We start from the raw sequence: 18,003 nt of genomic DNA, 5'->3' as shown, positions 1-18,003 counted from the left end.
ACTAAGGCCGAAGCCTTCGTTCGACTTGCATGTGTTAGGCATGCCGCCAGCGTTCGTTCTGAGCCAGAATCAAACTCTCAAGTTGATGTCCAACCAGACACCCCGGCGGAATAACCAGAGCGTCAGGCCGGCATTTCAAGGAGCCGTTCCCGCACAATACACAAATGGATGTGTAATAGGACATCTGGAACGGCTTATTGCTACCGTGAACCCGTGGCCTTGAAACCCACAGGCACGGGGCCGCCGCCCACATGTCCCTTCATCAAACCGACAATGAGAAAGAGCCGACACCCCACCATCCCGATTTCCATCGAGCTATCGGATCCCCGATCTGGTGAGGCGCAGAAGCAGGCCGCATGTGCCCGCCGCCGTCGACGAGGGGCGGTATATGGGGAGCGCTGCGGCCCGTCAACACCCAATCATCGTTTCATGACATTTTTACGATGATCGCCGCTCCATGTCCCTCATTCCGCCCATATTCTCGACGAAATTCGCCGACCCTCACTCAGCCGATTCCGTCCGACGCCCCAGGTCGCCGCACCGGGCACGGCCGCGCCGAATCTCGGATTTCCATACCCGGCGAGTCGTCGCTTTCGGGCGCCGGCTCGTCCGCGATCAGCCTTCCGCCTCATCCTCGACATCGAAGGTCACTCCCTGCGCCAGCGGCAAGCTACGGCCATAATTGATCGCGCTGGTCTGGCGCCGCATATAGGCCTTCCAGCTGTCCGAGCCGCTTTCGCGCCCCCCACCTGTCTCCTTCTCGCCGCCGAAGGCCCCACCGATCTCGGCCCCGGACGTGCCCATGTTGACGTTGGCGATGCCGCAATCCGAACCCGATGCGGACAGGAACTGCTCGACCTCGCGCATGTCGGTGGCGAATATCGAGGAGGAAAGGCCCTGCGGTACGGCATTCTGCAAGGCGATCGCATCCTCGATCCGGTCATAGGCGAGAACGTAGAGGATCGGCGCAAACGTCTCCTCGCGCACGCAGGCCACCTGCTCCGGCATCTCGACGAGTGCCGGACGGGCATAGAAGGACGCCTCTCCGTTCACATCGACGCGCTCGCCCCCATGGACCCTTCCGCCGGCCGCACGCGCCGCCCCCAGTGCCCGCTGCATCGCATCGAAGGCGGCGCCGTCGATCAGCGGACCGACCAGCGCATCGCCCTCCAGCGGATTGCCGACGCTGATCCTGCGATAGACGGCAGCCAGCCGCGGCACCAGCCGGTCATAGACGTCGCGATGCACGATCAGGCGGCGCAACGTGGTGCAGCGTTGCCCGGCCGTGCCCATCGCGCCGAAAGCGACGGCGCGCAGGGTGAGATCGAGATCCGCCGACGGCGTGACGATCGAGGCGTTGTTCCCGCCCAGCTCCAATATCGCGCGCCCGAACCGCCGCGCGACCCGCTCGCCGACCATGCGGCCCATCCGCGTCGATCCCGTGGCGGAGATTACCGGCACCCGGACATCGTCGACCAGATATTCGCCCAACGCCCGGTCGCCGAGCAGCAGACCGAGCAGACCGGCCGGCGCCTCGTCCCCGAAACGCGCGCAGACGCGATCGACCAGCGCCTTGACCGCGAGCGCGGTGAGCGGCGCCTTTTCAGAAGGCTTCCAGAGCACGCTGTCCCCGCACACGAAAGCGAGCGCGGCGTTCCAGCTCCACACCGCCACCGGAAAATTAAAGGCAGAAATCACGCCGACCGGGCCGATCGGGTGCCATTGCTCGGTGATGCGATGATCGGACCGTTCCGAAGCTATGCACAGGCCGTAGAGCTGTCGGGACAATCCGACCGCGAAGTCGCAAATGTCGATCATTTCCTGAACTTCGCCGAGCCCTTCCGACGGCGCTTTGCCGACCTCTATCGAAACGAGACGGCCTAGTTCCTGCTTGTGGGCGCGCAGTTCCTCGCCCAGCAGACGGACGAACTCGCCACGCCGGGGCGCCGGCACGCGACGCCAGGCGAGAAAGGCCTGCGTGGCGTCCGCGATCAGGCGGTCCGCCTCCGCCTCCACTGTTTCCCGCACGTTGGCGATCCGCTCCCCCGTGAGCGGCGAATGCACCGCGAGCGTACCGCCCTCGAACAGAGCGGCATCGACGCCGAGCGCAAGCAGGAGCTGACGGGTCTCGGCGGCAAGCGACAGAGGCATGAGGTAATTCCTTACGATAAAGATCAGAACCGAATTCCGGTGAGATGGGCGACCTGCGCGCCCATCTCGTAAAAGGCGCCCTTCGCGGCGCGCAAGCGGGCCTCGCGAGCGGGCGTCAGCGGAAGAGCAAGATGTTCGGGCTCGATCTCGCCGAGCGCGAGGCGCGCAAGATCGCGGCCGAAGCTGGTGCCGGGCGCTATTCCACGGCCGTTGAAGCCGCTGATGGAGTAGATGTTTCTATCATATTTAACGAAATTCGGCAGTGAGTTGTCGGTCATTCCGATGAAACCATACCAGCTATGTTCGAACTCGACTTCGGCCAGCTGTGGAAAAAGTCGTGCCAGCTCGCCCCGGCTCCAGCGCGCATGGACCAAGTTTCCACCGCGCCGCAATGCGCCGACGCTGCCGAAAACCAGGCGACCAGCGCGATCCAGGCGGAAGGACGAGAGGATCTGCCGCGTGTCCCACGCCCCCTGCCTTCCCGGCAGGATCTCGCGCCGAGCCGCTTCGTCGAGCGGAGCTGTGGCCATGTTGAAATAGGGCAGCATCACCTGCCCGCGCTTCGGCGCTCCGCAGAAACCCAGAGAATAGGCATCGGTCGCGACGATCACCCAAGGTGCCGTGACGCTGCCCGATGCGGTACGAACCCGCCATCCGGAGCCCAGATCGTCCCAGCCGATCACCTCGGACCACTCATGGATGCGCGCGCCCGCCGCGGTTGCCGCCCGGGCCAATCCGCGCACATAGGCGAGAGGCTGGATCGTCCCGGCGCGGCGATCGAGCAGCGCTCCGGAATAGGCCCTGCTGCCGATCCACCGCGCGGCCTCGCCGGCATCCAGCAACGCGACATCGGCTCCACGGGCGCGCCACTGCCTCGCCCGCTCGGTAATTTCGCGAAGCCCCGCGTCTCCGACCGCGCAATGCAGCGTCCCTACGCGTTCCGCCTCGCACGGAATGCCGTGGCGCGCGATGAGATCGAAAACGAGCCCCGGCGCGGCGCCAAGCCGGTCGAGCATCCGTTCCCCAAATTGTACGCCCAGCGCCTGCGGCATGTCCTCCGGCATCACCCACATGCCTGCATTGACCAGCCCGACATTGCGTCCCGACGCCCCGAAGCCGATCTCCCGCGCCTCGAGAACGACCGCCGAACGCCCGGCCTCCGCAATGTGCAACGCGGCCGAGCAGCCGGTGAAACCTGCCCCGATAACGACGACGTCCGCCCGCACGTCGCCGACCAACGGGCAAGCAAGCGGGGCGGCGGGCGCTGAGGCAGCCCAGAGGCCGTGCGTAAGCGGATCGCCGCTCATCGCACGCCCCACTCTCCGTGCGAGGAAACAGGCGCCGTCCGTCCCCTTCCCTTCCGCATCGTCGCCCCCTCGCCACATCATGCCATCACGGAATATCTTGCGAACGGATGCGTCAGGCAGCAAGCGAGGTTTCGGACGAAGTTGGTTCCACGATGGAATGATATGAGCCTTCCGCGACGCTTCCTGCCGCCCACGCCTCTGCTCTCCGCCTTCGAGGCTGCAGCGCGCCACCAGAGCTTCACTGCGGCAGCCCGCGAGCTGGCGCTGACGCAGAGCGCAGTGAGCCGACAGATTCGGGCGCTCGAAGAGATATTGGGATCCGAGCTGTTCCATCGCGAGCGACAGACCGTGCGACTTACCACCGCCGGCGCCGCCTATGCGCGCGAGATACGCGATGCATTGACCCGCATCGCCGGCGCCACGCTGAGCTTTCGGGCCAATCCGAGCGGCGGATCGTTGCATCTGGCGATATTGCCGACCTTCGGGACACGGTGGCTTGCCCCCCGCCTGCCCGACTTCCTCGCCGCCCATCCCGGCATCACCATCAACCTGACGACGCGCCTGGTTCCGTTCGATTTCGGCTTTGACTCGGTCGATGCCGCCATCCATTTCGGCCTGCCCGAATGGCCCGGTGCCGAGCTGGAGCTGCTCATGGGGGAAACCGTCGTGCCGGCATGCAGCCCCGCCTTGCGCGACCGCCATCGCTTCGCGGCTCCCGCCGACCTGCTCTCCGCCCCCCTACTGCATCTGGTTTCGCGGCCTGATGCCTGGGAACGCTGGTTCGCCACCAACGACATCGATCCCGGCGAAGTGCACGGCATGCTGCTCGACCAGTTCGCGCTAGCCGCCCAGGCCGCCTCGGCCGGGCTGGGCGTCGCGCTTCTGCCCGAGTTCCTGATCGACGCGGAACTGGCGCGAGGCGAACTGGTCCGCGCGATACATATGCCCATGCAAAGCGCCGAAAGCTATTATCTCGCCTGGCCGCAAACCCACGACCGTCATCCGCCGCTCGAACTCTTCCGGGCCTGGATTGTCCAGGAAGCGCGTCGCTTCTCGGCAGGATGCGAATGACGCCCGCTCGCTGCATCTCGCGCGGGGTTCGCCGCGATCCGCCACCTGTCCGATTGTTCATCCGATCCATGCACCCATCGGCTGCGAAAAGCGTTGCGCAGAGCAACCTAAGTTAGCGGGAGCCGGGACCGGATGGCAGACGACGATATTCTCACCCATGCCAAAGTGGTCCTCAAACCGGATCCTTCGCGTACCGTCATCCGCCCCTTCGACCTTGCCGACCCGGCCGCATTTGCCGACGAGGCCCATCCGCGCGCGCAACGCATCGCGCAGCGCGTGCTAGAATTGGATGGAGACCGGCTAGAAAGCATAATCGCAGCCGTGATGACGCCGATGACAAAGCGTCACGCCAATGCCGAACGCTATTTCCGTCAGCGCTTCGAGGAAATGCGGCCGGCGATCTGGCCGTGCGAGGCAAATGACCGCCAGGCACTGCTCATCGGCGCCTATTTCAGCGAGGAATATGCCTTCGAGGCCGCGGCGCTGTTCAACCCGAGCATCATATTGGACGACGACCAGAGCGGACTACCGCCGGGTGCGGTGCGCTTCCTGCTCTCGCTGCGAGGAATCGGCGAAGGCCATGTGTCTTCCGTGACCTTCCGGCGCGGCGTTTGGAATGGCGACGGCGATGTCGCGATCGAAGAACCGAGCCCCTATGGCGTGCCGCTAACCATCGAGCAGCACGACGGCCGCACCGAGCGAACCACGCTTCGCATGTCCTGCATGGAACAACGCGACATTTCCGAAGCGGTGCTGTTTCCGGTCACGCCGAGCCAGCATCAGGGCATCGAGGATCTGCGGCTGCTGCGCCTCAGCGAGGAGGACGGCAGCAGTTGCATCGTCGGCACCTACACGGCGTTCAGCGGCGCGGAAGTCCGGCAGGAAATTTTGCGCACGCCGGATTTCCACAGCTTCGAGCTAGTGCCGGTGCAAGGCGACATGGCGGGATATAAGGGCATGGCCCTCTTTCCCCGACGCATCGGCGGGCGCTATGCCGCGCTCGGCCGCCAGGACAGCGAGAATATCTGGCTGCTCGACTCCGACGATCTCTACACCTGGAACGGCGGCCGCAAGATCATCAGCCCGCGCTGGCCCTGGGAATATGTCCAGATGGGCAATTGCGGGTCGCCGATCGAACTGGACGAAGGCTGGCTGGTGTTGACCCACGGCGTGGGCATGGTCCGGGCCTATTGCATGGGCGCGTGCCTGCTCGACAAGGACGATCCTTCCAAGCTGCTCGGCCGGACGGCGCGGCCACTGCTCTTCCCGAGCTTCGCCGATGCTGGAGGCTATGTGCCGAATGTCGTCTATAGCTGCGGCGCGCTCGTGCACGATCGCACTCTGCTGCTGCCTTATGGCGTCGGCGACACGGTCACCACCTTTGCGAGCGCGCCGATCGATCATATCCTGGCGGCAATGGAATAGAGGACGCGATGGCCGCCCAGCCCGACGCGATCGATCGCCGCAAGCGGGCCGCCGCGGAGGCGGCCGCCGCCGAGATCGGCGATGGCATGACCGTCGGCCTCGGCACGGGCAGCACCGCCGCCTTCGCGATCGCCGCGATTGCCCGGCGTATGCGCGACGGGCTGTCCGTGCGGGCGGTGGCGACATCGGAACGCACCGCCGCGGCGGCGCTGAGCATGGGCATCCCTCTCGTCGCGATGGACGACGTCGACTCTCTGGATCTGGCCATAGACGGGGTCGACGAGATCGATCCGCTGTTTCGAGCCATCAAGGGGGCGGGCGGCGCCATGCTGCGCGAAAAGATCGTGGCGAGCGCCGCATCCCGAATGATCGCAATCGCCGACGCATCCAAGTTCGTCGACCGGCTCGGCGCGCGGCCGGTTCCTATCGAGGTGCTGCCGCTGGCCCGCGCCTTCGTCGCGCGCCGGGTGACGCTGCTCGGCGGGACCGCGCATCTGCGCGCCGGCACGGATGGTCCAGCGCGGAGCGACCAGGGCAATGTCATCCTCGACTGCGCCTTCGGCCCGGTCTCGGATCCCGCAGCACTCGCCGTGGCACTGAGCGCCATTCCCGGCGCGCTCGGCCACGGGCTGTTCGTCGAAGAGATAGATGCGCTCTATCTCGGCGACGGGGACGGCGTGATCCGACGCGACAGGCCCCCTCCCACGGCAGACGGATGACCGATGCCGGTGCATCCTTTGGTTTAGCTTCTCGTTCGACAGGAAACCGCGGAAGGTGTCTCCCATGTCCACCAAACATGTCTCCGTCCATGAAGACGGCTCGCCCGAACGCCTGGCGATCGATACGATCCGGACGCTTGCGATGGATGCCGTGCAAAAGGCGAATTCCGGTCATCCGGGCACGCCGATGGCCTTGGCACCGATCGCCTACACGCTGTGGCGCGATTTCCTGCGCTACGATCCGGAAAAGCCGGATTGGCCGAACCGGGATCGCTTCGTGCTGTCGGTCGGCCATGCTTCGATGCTCCTCTATGCCGTGCTGCATCTGGCCGACGTCCGCGAGATCGATGCCGAGGGCAAACCGACCGGCAAGCCCGCGGTGAGCCTCGACGACATCAAAGCCTTCCGTCAGCTCGGTTCCAAGACCCCGGGCCACCCCGAATATCGCATGACCACCGGCGTGGAGACGACGACGGGGCCACTCGGCCAGGGATGTGGCAATTCCGTGGGAATGGCGATCGCCGAACGCGCACTCGCCGCTCGCTACAACCGCGAAGGCTTCACCCTTTTCGATCATGACGTCTATGCCCTGTGCGGCGATGGCGACATGATGGAAGGCGTATCGGGCGAAGCCGCATCGATCGCCGGCCACCTCAAGCTCGCCAACCTTTGCTGGATCTACGATTCCAACCAGATCAGCATCGAAGGGTCGACCGAACTCGCCTTCACCGAGGACGTGCGCCTGCGCTTCGAAGGCTATGGCTGGAAGGTACTGCGCGTCGAGGATGCCAACGACACGGAGGCGTTTGCAGAGGCGATCCGGACTTTCAAGGCCACCGACGACCGGCCGACCTTCATCATCGTCCACTCCGTGATCGGCTGGGGATCGCCCCGTGCGGGAAGCGAGAAGGCGCATGGCGAGGCGCTGGGCGAAGAAAATGTACGCTCCACCAAGCGCGGCTATGGCTGGCCGGAGGACGCGCATTTCCTCGTTCCCGACGGTGTGTCGGATGCATTCGGCGGCGCAATCTCGAAGCGTGGCCGGGCCCTGCGAGAGGATTGGGAAAAGCTATTCGTCCGCTATCGCGACGCCTATCCGGCCGAGGCGGAAGAGCTAGAGGCAATGCGGCGCGGCAGGGTGCTCGACGGATGGCAGGAAATGCTGCCCAGCTTCCCAGCCGACGAGAAGGGGCTCGCGACGCGCGACAGCGGCGGCAAGGTGCTCAACGCCATCTCCCCCTGCATCCCGGCGCTGCTGGGCGGAGCTGCGGACCTTTCACCCTCGACCAAGACCGACATCAAGGAGGCGGCAGCGTTCGAAGCCGGCCATTATGACGGACGCAACATGCATTTCGGCGTACGCGAGCATGCGATGGGATCGATCGCCAACGGCATGGCGCTGAGTTATCTGCGATCCTACACGGGCACCTTCCTCGTCTTCGCGGACTATATGCGCCCGCCGATCCGGCTGGCCGCGATCATGGAACTTCCGGTGATCTTCGTGTTCACCCATGATTCCATCGGCGTCGGCGAAGACGGGCCGACGCACCAGCCCATCGAGCATCTCGCAACGCTGCGCGCCATTCCCGGTCTCGACACCATTCGTCCCGGCGATGCCAATGAGGTGGCCATCGCGTGGAAGGTGGCGATCACGCATACGCACGAACCGACGGCGCTGATCTTGTCGCGCCAGGCGGTACCGACGCTCGATCGGTCGCGATACGCCGCGGCGGAAGGGCTGGAGAAAGGTGGCTATGTGCTCGCGGATCCGGACGAAGGCGATCCCGAGACGATCCTGATCGCCACGGGCAGCGAACTCCCCCTCGCGGCTGCCGCACATGAAAGGCTTGCCTCGGAAGGCGTGCGATCGCGTCTCGTATCGCTGCCGAGCTGGTATCTCTTCGAAAAACAGGACCAGGCTTATCGCGATAGCGTGCTGCCTCCAGCCATCCGCGCGCGCGTGGCAGTGGAGCAGGGCGGCGCGATCGGCTGGGATCGCTACGTCGGACAGGATGGGGCAACCATCACCATGTCCACCTTCGGCGCATCGGCGCCGCTCGCCAAGCTGCAGGAGAAGTTCGGCTTCACGGTCGACAATATCGTCAAGGTCGCACGCAGCGTGATGGAGAAGAACGGATGAGCGATGTCATCGACAAGCCGGGCGTCACCAGCCGCCTGATGCAGCTGCACGACCTCGGTCAGGCGGTATGGCTCGATTTCGTGGATCGCAGCTTCCTGGAGAAGGGCGGCCTGCGCGAACTGATCGACCGTGACGGCGCGACGGGCGTCACCTCCAATCCGTCCATCTTCGAAAAAGCGATGGGCCATGGCGACGCCTATGACGAGGGCTTCCGAGCGTTCGCTGGGAAAGGCCCGGCAAGCGTCACCGCAAGCTACGAGGATGCCGCCATTGCCGATATCCGCGCCGCGGCCGACGATCTTCGGCCGGTCTACGATCGGCTGAACGGCAAGGACGGCTATGTGAGCCTCGAAGTGTCACCCTATCTCGCCATCGACAAGGAGGCGACGATCGCCGAGGCCCGGCGACTCTGGCAGGCGGTCGACCGGCCCAACCTGATGATCAAGGTGCCGGCTACGGAGGAGGCCGTGCCAGCGATCCGGCAGCTCCTCGAAGACGGGATCAATATCAACATCACCCTGCTCTTCGCACAGCAGGCCTATCAGCAGGTCGCCGAAGCCTATCTCGCCGCGCTGGAGGCGCGCGTCGCCAGGGGCGAGCCGGTAGACCGGATAGCCAGCGTCGCAAGCTTCTTCGTCAGTCGCATCGACACGCAGATCGACAAGAAGATCGATATACGCGTGAAGGACGGCGATGCAGAAAGCGAGGCGCTGAAGCGCCTGCGCGGCAAGGTGGCCATCGCCAACGCAAAGCTCGCTTATGCCTGGTATCTGGAGATGATCGCCAGCAGGCGCTGGCAGGATCTGGCCGCCAAAGGGGCGATGCCGCAGCGCCTGCTCTGGGCCTCCACCGGGACCAAGGATCCGAACTATCCCGACACTCTCTATGTCGATACGCTGATCGGCCCGGATACGGTCAACACCATGCCTCCCAAGACGATGGATGCCTTTCGCGATCATGGCACCATAGGGCTGACGCTGACGGAAGATGTGGACGGGGCGCGCAAGGTGCTGGCGGAGGCGGAGCGGCTCGGCCTCGACCTGGCCGGCGTCACGCGCGATCTGGTGGAGGATGGCGTCAAGCAATTTGCCGATGCGGCAGATGCGCTGCTCGGCGCGGTCGCCGCCAAGCGCGCAAGCTTCCTCGGCGACCGCTTGAACGCGATGGAGGCAGATTTGCCGCCTGCGCTGGAGCGGGCGGTGGATGCGCGGCTCGAGGCAGCGCGTGCGGAGGCTTGGTCCCGCCGGCTGTGGCAGGGTGACGCGAGCTTGTGGACAAGCAAGGACGAGGGCGACTGGCTGGGCTGGATGCCGGCGGCAGAAGGCAAGCAAGTTGATGTCGAAGCGCTCCGGCGCTTCGGCGAGGAAGCAAAAGGTTATCGGGATGCGGTTCTGCTCGGCATGGGCGGATCCAGTCTCGGACCGGAAGTGCTCTCCCTGATCTTCGGTGCCGCCCCCGGCAGCCCGACGCTGCATGTGTTGGACACGACCGATCCCGGCCAGATCGGCGACGTGGCGAGCAGGATCGATCCGGCCAGGACGCTGTTCATCGTTTCCTCGAAATCCGGATCGACGATGGAGCCGGAGTTGCTGCGCGCCTATTTTTATGCCGCAGAGGGGCAGCAAGGCGGCCATTTCGTCGCGGTAACCGACCCCGGATCGAAGCTGGAGGCCGTGGCGGCGGAGCATGGCTTCGCTCACGTCTTTGCGGGCGATAAGGCGATCGGAGGCCGCTACTCGGTGCTCTCCGTCTTCGGCATGGTGCCCGCGGCGGCGATGGGACTCGATATCGCTGCCTTCTATGAAGCGACCGCGCCAATGGTGCAGGCCTGCAATGCTGACGTGCCGCCCGCGGCTAATCCCGGAGTCCGGCTGGGCGTGATCATCGGCAAGGCGGCAGTGGATGGACGAGACAAGCTGACCATCGTCACCTCTGCCAGCCTCACGCCGCTGGGCGCCTGGCTGGAACAACTGCTCGCCGAGTCCACCGGCAAGCACGGCAAAGGCATCGTGCCGGTAGATCTCGAACCCCTCGGCGGACCGGGCCATTATTGCGCGGACCGGATCTTTGTTTCCTTCCATCTCCAAGGGGATAAGGATGATAATTCGGACAAGTTGAAAGCCCTGGCAGATGCAGGGCATCCGGTTCTCCGCATCACCCTCGCCCGGCGCGACCAGATCGGGCAGGAATTTTTCCGCTGGGAAGTGGCGACCGCCATTGCCGGTGCGGTGATCGGCATCGATCCGTTCGACCAGCCGGACGTGGAGGATGCGAAGGTAGCGACCCGCAAGCTCGTCGATGCCTATGAGCGCTCCGGCCATCTGCAGCCCGAGACCCCGATCGCCGAAAGCGCCGACTTCGCGCTGTTCGCTCCCAAGGCGATGGCCGAGACCGCTGCCGATCCCGACCGTCTGCTGGAACTGCATCTCGCGAGCCTCAGACCGGGCGACTATGCCGGCTTCCTCGCCTATGTCGAACGCAACGAGACCAATGCGGAAGCGATCGGCGCCATGCGGGTCGCAGTCCGCGACGCGAAGTCCGTCGCGACCGTCGCCGGGTTCGGCCCGCGCTTCCTCCATTCGACCGGACAGGCCTATAAGGGCGGGCCCAATAGCGGCGCCTTCCTGACGATCACGCGCGATCCCGATCCGGACCTCTCCATACCCGGCCATCAGGCAAGCTTCGGCACCATCCAGATTGCCCAGGCGCGCGGCGATATGGACGTGCTTGCAGAGCGCGGTCGCCGTGTGCTCAGAGTCCATCTCAAGAAAGGCGGTGGCGGGATCGCAGCGCTCAAGGCCGCCCTGTTGCGCGTTTTGAGCTGATCACCTTGCCAGAGCCGGCCCGCCTCGAACGGTCGCTCCCTTTTGCCGCTAAGGCGAGACCGCCAATGAACTCCCGGGCTATGTTCGGGACGAGTGAACCTCGAAATCTGCCGTCAAGAATCTGCCGCTAAAATGAGGAGACCAATACCATGCGTCTTGCAATGATCGGCCTCGGCCGGATGGGCGCCAATATCGCGCGGCGGCTGATGCGCGGTGGCCACGAGATCGTCGCCTATGATCGCGATGCCAAGGCCGTCGAGACATTGGCCAGCGAAGGCGCGACCGGCGCCGTCTCGCTCGAGGATGTCGTTGCCAAGCTGGACGGGCCACGCATTTTCTGGGTCATGCTGCCGGCGGGCGGACCGACAGAGGATACCATTGCCGAACTGCGCCGCATCGCTTCCTCAGGCGATATCATAATCGATGGCGGCAACACCTTCTACAAGGACGACATTCGTCGCGCGAAAACCTGCCTCGAAAGCGGTATCCGCTATGTCGACGTCGGCACTTCGGGCGGCGTCTGGGGGCTGGAGCGCGGCTATTGCATGATGATCGGCGGCGACAAGGCGGTCGTGGATGGACTGGATCCGATCTTCGATACCCTGGCGCCCGGCTATGGCTCGATCCCGCGCACCGAAGGACGGGACGCGCCGGACGATCGGGCGGAGCGCGGCTATATCCACGCCGGCCCAGCCGGTGCGGGCCATTTCGTCAAGATGGTCCACAACGGCATCGAATATGGGCTGATGCAGGCTTATGCCGAGGGCTTCGATATATTGAAGGGCAAGGCGTCCGAGACATTGCCGGAGGAGGAACGCTTCACCATCGACCTGCCCGATGTCGCCGAGGTCTGGCGGCGCGGCAGCGTAATCTCCTCCTGGCTGCTCGATCTTTGCGCGATCGGCCTCGTGAAGGATCATCATCTTGATCATTATAGCGGCCGCGTAGCCGACAGCGGCGAAGGCCATTGGACGATCGAGGCCGCGATGGAAGAGGCCGTGCCGGCCAATGTCCTGTCCGCCGCGCTGTTCGCCCGCTATCGCAGCCGCGTGGAATCGACGTTCGGCGACAAGCTGCTGTCCGCAATGCGCTTCGGCTTCGGCGGCCATGTGGAGATGCCGCAATGAGGAAGGCGCCCGTCGCGCCGCCTGCGACTTTCGTCATTTTCGGGGCATTGGGCGATCTCACCCGGCGCCTGCTTGTCCCTGCCCTGCTCAACCTCACCCGCGGTGGCCTGCTGGCCGAGCAGACCACGGTGCTGGGCGTCAGCCATCACGATAAGGACGATGCGGCGCTGCGCAGCGAACTCGACGATTTCATCGAGGCTGACGATGCGTGGGCTACGTTGCGCGAGCGGATCCATTATCTGAAGGGAGACTTCACCGATGCCGCGACCTTCGAGGCGCTAGCCGAGCGGATCGACGGCAACGCGGTCTTCTACCTCGCGACCGCCCCATCTTTTTTCGGGCCGATCGTCGACAGCCTTGCCGACGCCGGCCTTCTGGAGGAAAAAAAGGGGTTCCGCCGGGTGGTCATCGAAAAACCTTTCGGCACCGACCTGGCCTCTGCAAAAGCCCTCAACGCGCGTCTCCTGGCCCGTGCGGCCGAGACTCAATTCTACCGGATCGATCATTTCCTCGGCAAGGAAACCGTCCAGAACATCCTCGTGGCTCGTTTCGCCAACGTCCACCTCGAGGCGGTCTGGAACAACCGCTATGTCGATCATGTCGAGATCACCGCAGCCGAGACCGTGGATGTGGGCACTCGCGGCAAATTTTACGATGCGACCGGCGCCTTGCGCGACATGGTGCCCAATCATCTCTTTCAGCTCCTCGCGCTGGTCGGCATGGAACCGCCGAACAGTTTCGAGGCGGAGGCGGTGCGTAGCGAACGGGCGAAGCTGATCGCCGCCATCCGCCGCATCGAGCCCGCCGACGCGGTGCGCGGCCGCTACGAGGCCGGAAAGATCGGCGACAAGGAGATCACAGCCTATCGCAAGACGCCGGAGGTCGCCCCAAAGAGCAAGACCGAGACCTACGTCGCGCTCAAGGTGCAGGTGGAAAGCTGGCGCTGGTCCGGCGTGCCCTTTTATCTCCGGACCGGCAAGGCGATGCGCGCACGCGACACGCAGATCATCATCCATTTTCGGGACGCGCCGCTGAAGCTGTTCCGCGAGGAAGGCGTCGACGAGCTGCCGCCCAACCGCCTCGTCCTCCAGCTCCAGCCGCATGAGGGCATCAAGCTCGACTTCGTCGCGAAGCAGCCCGGGCCGCTGATCGACACCGTGCCGGTTAGCATGGACTTCGTCTATGCCGACCATTTCCCGGTGAGCCATCAGACCGGCTACGAAACCCTGCTCTACGACGTGTTGATCGGCGACCAGATGCTGTTCCAGCGCGCGGACCAGATCGAGGCCGGCTGGCGCGCGGTACAGCCCTTGCTCGACGCCTGGGCCAGCGACGGCGAGCCGGAACCCTATGATCCGGGCAGCGACGGGCCCGCTTCCGCGGATGCGCTGATCGCCCGAGACGGACGCCGGTGGAACCCGATCGCATGAGCGGCGGCATCCGACTCCTGGTCTCGGACATAGACGGGACGCTCGTCCGCCATGACAAGAGCCTCGCCGAACCGGTGATAGCCGCGGTCGCGCGGCTGCAGGCGGCCGGACTGCGGCTCAGCCTGATAAGCGCGCGGCCGCCGAGCGGCATGTGCTGGATCGCCGAGCGGCTGGGGCTCGACGGCGAGATCGCGGCATTCAACGGCGCGACGATCGTGACCGCGGACGGCCGGGTGATTTCCGCCGATCGGCTGGATCCGGCCTGCGCGGCGCGGGCGCTGGCTCTGATCGACGCGCCCGGCGTTACGCCCTGGCTGTTCGCGGATGGCCGCTGGTATGTCCGCACCCTCGACAATCCGAAGATCGCGCGCGAGCGCCTCGCCGCCAATGTCGAACCCCAATTGGTCGACGATTTTTCCGGCCTGATCGCCCGCGTCGACAAGATCGTGGGCGTGAGCGACGATCATGCCCTGCTGGCGCAGCTCGACGACGCGGTGGCGGCAGCGCTGAGCACGACAGCCACGGTGGCACGATCCCAGCCATATTATCTCGACGTCACGACGCGGCGCGGCAACAAGGGCGATGGCCTCGCCGCGCTGGCGCAGGCGGCCGGACTTCCGCTGAGCGCAGTGGCCGCCATCGGGGACCAGCGCAACGACCTGCCGATGTTCGCCCGCGCCGGCCTTTCGATCGCCATGGGCCAGGGGCCGGAGGAAGTGCGCGCCGCTGCGATGCGGGTCACGTTGTCGAACGAACAGGACGGCGTGGCGCATGCCATCGACGAGATCGTCCTGCCGATGGCACGGCGTGAACCGGCAAGCGGCGATGGTCCGGCAAGCAGCGCGGGAGAGAATAGATGAAAAAGCTGATCGCCTTCGATCTCGACGGCACGCTGGCCGAGAGCAAGCAGCCGATCCAGCCGGAGATGGGCACGCTGTTGAAGCAATTGCTCGGCGTCGCCGCGATCGCCGTCATTTCCGGCGGTGACTGGCCACAGTTCGAAACCCAGGTGGTGGCACATATACCGGCGGGCAGCGACCTCAGTCGGCTGTTCATCATGCCGACCACCGGGACCAAGCTCTACCGATATGAAAACGAGGCCTGGCACGCGGTCTATGCCGATGTGTTCGATGCGGCGGAGCGCAAGACGATCATCGACGCACTCGACAAGGCCTCCGCGGAAGCCGGGCTGAACGACAGCCGGACCTGGGGCGACAAGATCGAGGATCGCGGCAGCCAGATCACCTATTCCGGCCTCGGCCAGGAAGCGCCGCTGGATGCGAAGAAGGCGTGGGATCCGGATTTCGCCAAGCGGAAGAAGCTGCAGGCAATCCTGCAAACCATGCTGCCCGACCTGTCGATCAATGTCGGCGGCTCGACCTCCGTGGACATCACGCGGCGCGGGATCGACAAGGCCTATGCGATCCGCCGGCTGAGCGAGGTGATCGGCATAGCGGCGCAGGACATGTTGTTCTTGGGCGACGCCATGTATCCCGGCGGAAATGATTATCCCGTGAAAGCCGCAGGAATCGACAGCATCGCCGTGCGCGACGTCGCCGAAACGCGGAGTGTGGTTTCCGCTATCATAGCCTGTCTGAAGTAGATTATATAAGATACTAACTATATGTATAATCTTCTCGAATGGATCTGTATCGGCGGCATCTGTAAGACGATCGCCGCATGCAATAGCGCGTATCGTTAGCGCGCTTCGCGGGTAGCAGAGCCCTCGCCGCCAGCTACTTCCGAAGAAGCTTCTGTTGCCGTCAGTCCCAACCGTCGTTGCAGTGCATTGCGGGAAGCGTCCAGCAAACGCTCGGCCCGATCGCGATCCTCGACCGTCCGGGCCAGAGCCATGGCACCTACCAGCTCGGCCAGCACCGAACTGGCCACTGTCTCCGCATCCCCGATGCCGAGCCGATCGACGAGACCGGACAACACTTCGATCAACCGGGTGATGCCGGCCACGAAGCGCGTGCGGGCTGCCTCGGGCATGCGGGTCGCCTCGGGTGACAGAGACGGGATCGGGCAGCCCCGGTCGGGCGCATCGCGATGCCGCATCGACAGATAGGAATCGATGAAACCACCGAGCGCTCCGCTCGGGTCCTGCTTATCGATCTGTTCGAAATAGCGCGCGTAACGCTCTTCGAACATGTACTGAATCGCCTCGGCAATCAGATCGTCCTTCGATTTGAAATGCGCATAGAAACCGCCATGGGTCAGCCCCGCCCGCCCCATCACCTCGGCCACGCTGACGCCGGCAATGCCGCCGACGCGTATCGCCTGGGCTGCCTCGCCGAGTACTCTCCCCCGCGTTCGCGCCTTATGTTCGCTATCGTATCGCATCGTCGTCTCCTACTTGGAGCGTGGGTCCGCAGATGCCAAGCGGCCCGTCGTCTCCGGCTGCCATCCGCCGCCGAGCGCTCGATAGGCAGCGACGGCAGCACGCGCCTCGTCCGCACGCACGCTTGCCAGCCGATCGGCCGCCGCCAGCCGCTCCCGATCTGCATCGAGCACGTCGATGAGCGCCGCAACGCCGCCCCGATAGGCCAGCTCCGTCTGATCACGCGCGGTGGTGAGCGCAGCGAGTTGGCGAGTACGCCGATCGCGTTCCGTCCGCGCTTCGGCAAGACGGGAGAGCGCCGTCTCGACATCTTCGGCAGCCCGCAAGACGGAGCCGCGCCATGCCGCCAGCGCCTCGGCCTCACGCCCGCGGGCGGAGGCGACCCCGGCATCCACCCGGCCGAAATCGAACAGGCGCCAGCGCAATCCTGCCGTCCCTGAAGCCTGCACGGCCCCGCCGGTAAACAGGTTCGACGCCCCGAGGCTGGCGACGCCGACAAGGCCGGAGAGCGATATGTGCGGATAATAGTCCGCAACCGCGACGCCGATACGGGCGTTGCTCGCCGCCAGCCGCCGTTCGGCAGCAACCACGTCGGGCCTGCGCCGGAGCAGATCGGCAGGCGCCGCACTGCCGGCCGGTTGCGGAGCCACGGGGATCGGGTGGACATCGCCCAATAAGGCGCGGTTGCTGCCCGGCTGCTCGCCGACCAACACGTCGAGACGGTTGAGCTCGGCCGCAATCGCCGCGCGCAACGGCGCCTTGGCGGCACGCACCGATTCCAGTTCGGCGGTGGCGCGGTTGAGCTCGCGCTCGGCGGACAAGCCCTGATCGAAACGCTGCCGCACCAGATCGACGAGAGCCTGCTCCGTCCGTTCCTGATCCTCCGCGACGACGAGACGCGCCTGAAGAGCGCGGAGCGCGAGATAGGCATCGGCCGTCTCGGCCGCGACCGCGATCGTGACCGCACCCGCATCCGCGCGGCTGGCGGCAAGATCGGCGCGCGCTGCCTCGCGCCCGCGCCGCAGGCCGCCGAATAGATCGATCTCCCAGGATGCCTCCGCACCCACCGCATATTCGTCATAGCCGCGCGGCAGGCCGAGAATTTGTGTTACCTTGCCCACCGGCGTCTCGCGCGACTGGCTGGCCGTACCGGCGCTGCCGGTGCCATCGATCGACGGTAGCAGCGCCGCCCCTGCCCCGCGCGCCGCCGCACGCGACTGCTCGATCCGGGCAAGAGCCTGGGCGAGATCGGTATTCCCGACGATCGCCTTGTCGACCAGGCCCACGAGGATCGGATCATCGAAACCCCGCCACCAATCCGCATCCACCCCGCGGGTGTCGATCGCGTCGGCGGATAGGAAATGCGGTGTAAGTGCCACGGTGGGACGATGATAATCGGGCCCGACCGTACAACCGGTCAGGGCCGTGGCAGCGAGCAGGATCGAAGACAGGCGCATGGCGGCTCCC

13 protein-coding genes and 1 rRNA gene are annotated in these 18,003 nt (G+C 65.3%); 9 read left to right on the top strand and 5 right to left on the bottom strand.

Features of this window, described 5'->3' with window-relative positions; translation table 11 throughout:
- The 3 genes from GQY20_RS31500 to GQY20_RS31490 all read right to left on the bottom strand — a co-directional run.
- Window positions 1-85 (bottom strand): 16S ribosomal RNA (locus GQY20_RS31500); the annotation flags it as partial.
- Between the two features lie 530 nt (window positions 86-615).
- The gene (gene amaB, locus GQY20_RS31495; RefSeq protein ID WP_157221139.1) at window positions 616-2,151 is read right to left on the bottom strand and encodes an L-piperidine-6-carboxylate dehydrogenase; all 1,536 of its coding nucleotides are present in this window, start codon (window positions 2,149-2,151) and stop codon (window positions 616-618) included.
- A gap of 23 nt (window positions 2,152-2,174) precedes the next feature.
- A complete protein-coding gene (locus GQY20_RS31490) occupies window positions 2,175-3,458 on the bottom strand; it encodes an NAD(P)/FAD-dependent oxidoreductase (RefSeq protein ID WP_157221138.1) in 1,284 nt (427 codons plus the stop codon).
- Between the two features lie 162 nt (window positions 3,459-3,620).
- Here GQY20_RS31490 and GQY20_RS31485 point away from each other — a divergent pair, with 162 nt between their 5' ends.
- The 9 genes from GQY20_RS31485 to GQY20_RS31445 all read left to right on the top strand — a co-directional run bounded on the left by GQY20_RS31485 (window position 3,621) and on the right by GQY20_RS31445 (window position 15,798).
- Window positions 3,621-4,529, top strand: a complete 909-nt coding sequence (locus GQY20_RS31485; protein ID WP_157221137.1) for a LysR family transcriptional regulator — start codon at window positions 3,621-3,623, stop codon at window positions 4,527-4,529.
- 132 nt (window positions 4,530-4,661) lie between these two features.
- Window positions 4,662-5,954 (top strand): glycoside hydrolase family 130 protein, encoded by a 1,293-nt coding sequence (locus tag GQY20_RS31480; protein ID WP_157221136.1) that lies wholly within the window; start codon window positions 4,662-4,664, stop codon window positions 5,952-5,954.
- Between the two features lie 8 nt (window positions 5,955-5,962).
- Window positions 5,963-6,673, top strand: a complete 711-nt coding sequence (gene rpiA, locus GQY20_RS31475; RefSeq protein WP_157221135.1) for a ribose-5-phosphate isomerase RpiA — start codon at window positions 5,963-5,965, stop codon at window positions 6,671-6,673.
- Between the two features lie 64 nt (window positions 6,674-6,737).
- Window positions 6,738-8,813 (top strand): transketolase, encoded by a 2,076-nt coding sequence (gene tkt / locus GQY20_RS31470; protein WP_157221134.1) that lies wholly within the window; start codon window positions 6,738-6,740, stop codon window positions 8,811-8,813.
- Window positions 8,810-11,638, top strand: a complete 2,829-nt coding sequence (locus tag GQY20_RS31465) for a bifunctional transaldolase/phosoglucose isomerase (RefSeq protein ID WP_157221133.1) — start codon at window positions 8,810-8,812, stop codon at window positions 11,636-11,638. Before tkt ends, GQY20_RS31465 begins: the two co-directional genes overlap by 4 nt.
- Window positions 11,639-11,787: 149 nt before the next feature.
- The gene (gene gnd / locus GQY20_RS31460) at window positions 11,788-12,765 is read left to right on the top strand and encodes a phosphogluconate dehydrogenase (NAD(+)-dependent, decarboxylating) (RefSeq protein WP_157221132.1); all 978 of its coding nucleotides are present in this window, start codon (window positions 11,788-11,790) and stop codon (window positions 12,763-12,765) included.
- Window positions 12,762-14,195: a glucose-6-phosphate dehydrogenase gene (gene zwf / locus GQY20_RS31455; RefSeq protein WP_157221131.1), complete on the top strand. Its 1,434-nt coding sequence runs from the start codon at window positions 12,762-12,764 to the stop codon at window positions 14,193-14,195. The genes gnd and zwf overlap by 4 nt, the downstream gene beginning before the upstream one ends.
- Window positions 14,192-15,055, top strand: a complete 864-nt coding sequence (locus tag GQY20_RS31450; RefSeq protein WP_157221130.1) for a Cof-type HAD-IIB family hydrolase — start codon at window positions 14,192-14,194, stop codon at window positions 15,053-15,055. The genes zwf and GQY20_RS31450 overlap by 4 nt, the downstream gene beginning before the upstream one ends.
- Window positions 15,052-15,798, top strand: a complete 747-nt coding sequence (locus GQY20_RS31445) for an HAD-IIB family hydrolase (RefSeq protein WP_157221129.1) — start codon at window positions 15,052-15,054, stop codon at window positions 15,796-15,798. Before GQY20_RS31450 ends, GQY20_RS31445 begins: the two co-directional genes overlap by 4 nt.
- A gap of 95 nt (window positions 15,799-15,893) precedes the next feature.
- On the opposite strand, the gene GQY20_RS31440 is transcribed toward GQY20_RS31445, so the two are convergent.
- Both GQY20_RS31440 and GQY20_RS31435 read right to left on the bottom strand, forming a co-directional pair.
- Window positions 15,894-16,538: a TetR/AcrR family transcriptional regulator gene (locus GQY20_RS31440; protein ID WP_157221128.1), complete on the bottom strand. Its 645-nt coding sequence runs from the start codon at window positions 16,536-16,538 to the stop codon at window positions 15,894-15,896.
- 9 nt (window positions 16,539-16,547) lie between these two features.
- Window positions 16,548-17,993: an efflux transporter outer membrane subunit gene (locus GQY20_RS31435; RefSeq protein WP_157221127.1), complete on the bottom strand. Its 1,446-nt coding sequence runs from the start codon at window positions 17,991-17,993 to the stop codon at window positions 16,548-16,550.
- Between the last annotated feature and the right edge of the window lie 10 nt (window positions 17,994-18,003).

Source organism: Flavisphingomonas formosensis (assembly GCF_009755815.1).
GTDB classification, from domain to species: Bacteria; Pseudomonadota; Alphaproteobacteria; order Sphingomonadales; family Sphingomonadaceae; genus Flavisphingomonas; species Flavisphingomonas formosensis.
Note: the sequence above shows the minus strand (reverse complement) of the source record. Positions and strands in the feature narration are given on the sequence as shown.

What these genes read in the sequence shown, in the direction of transcription:
- tkt (WP_157221134.1), top strand. Translation starts at nt 6,738, where the DNA reads ATGTCCACCAAACATGTCTCCGTCCATGAAGACGGCTCGCCCGAACGC.
- GQY20_RS31490 (WP_157221138.1), bottom strand. Translation starts at nt 3,458, where the DNA reads ATGAGCGGCGATCCGCTTACGCACGGCCTCTGGGCTGCCTCAGCGCCC.
- rpiA (WP_157221135.1), top strand. Translation starts at nt 5,963, where the DNA reads ATGGCCGCCCAGCCCGACGCGATCGATCGCCGCAAGCGGGCCGCCGCG.
- GQY20_RS31435 (WP_157221127.1), bottom strand. Translation starts at nt 17,993, where the DNA reads ATGCGCCTGTCTTCGATCCTGCTCGCTGCCACGGCCCTGACCGGTTGT.
- GQY20_RS31450 (WP_157221130.1), top strand. Translation starts at nt 14,192, where the DNA reads ATGAGCGGCGGCATCCGACTCCTGGTCTCGGACATAGACGGGACGCTC.
- GQY20_RS31485 (WP_157221137.1), top strand. Translation starts at nt 3,621, where the DNA reads ATGAGCCTTCCGCGACGCTTCCTGCCGCCCACGCCTCTGCTCTCCGCC.
- GQY20_RS31480 (WP_157221136.1), top strand. Translation starts at nt 4,662, where the DNA reads ATGGCAGACGACGATATTCTCACCCATGCCAAAGTGGTCCTCAAACCG.
- GQY20_RS31440 (WP_157221128.1), bottom strand. Translation starts at nt 16,538, where the DNA reads ATGCGATACGATAGCGAACATAAGGCGCGAACGCGGGGGAGAGTACTC.
- amaB (WP_157221139.1), bottom strand. Translation starts at nt 2,151, where the DNA reads ATGCCTCTGTCGCTTGCCGCCGAGACCCGTCAGCTCCTGCTTGCGCTC.
- GQY20_RS31445 (WP_157221129.1), top strand. Translation starts at nt 15,052, where the DNA reads ATGAAAAAGCTGATCGCCTTCGATCTCGACGGCACGCTGGCCGAGAGC.
- zwf (WP_157221131.1), top strand. Translation starts at nt 12,762, where the DNA reads ATGAGGAAGGCGCCCGTCGCGCCGCCTGCGACTTTCGTCATTTTCGGG.
- GQY20_RS31465 (WP_157221133.1), top strand. Translation starts at nt 8,810, where the DNA reads ATGAGCGATGTCATCGACAAGCCGGGCGTCACCAGCCGCCTGATGCAG.
- gnd (WP_157221132.1), top strand. Translation starts at nt 11,788, where the DNA reads ATGCGTCTTGCAATGATCGGCCTCGGCCGGATGGGCGCCAATATCGCG.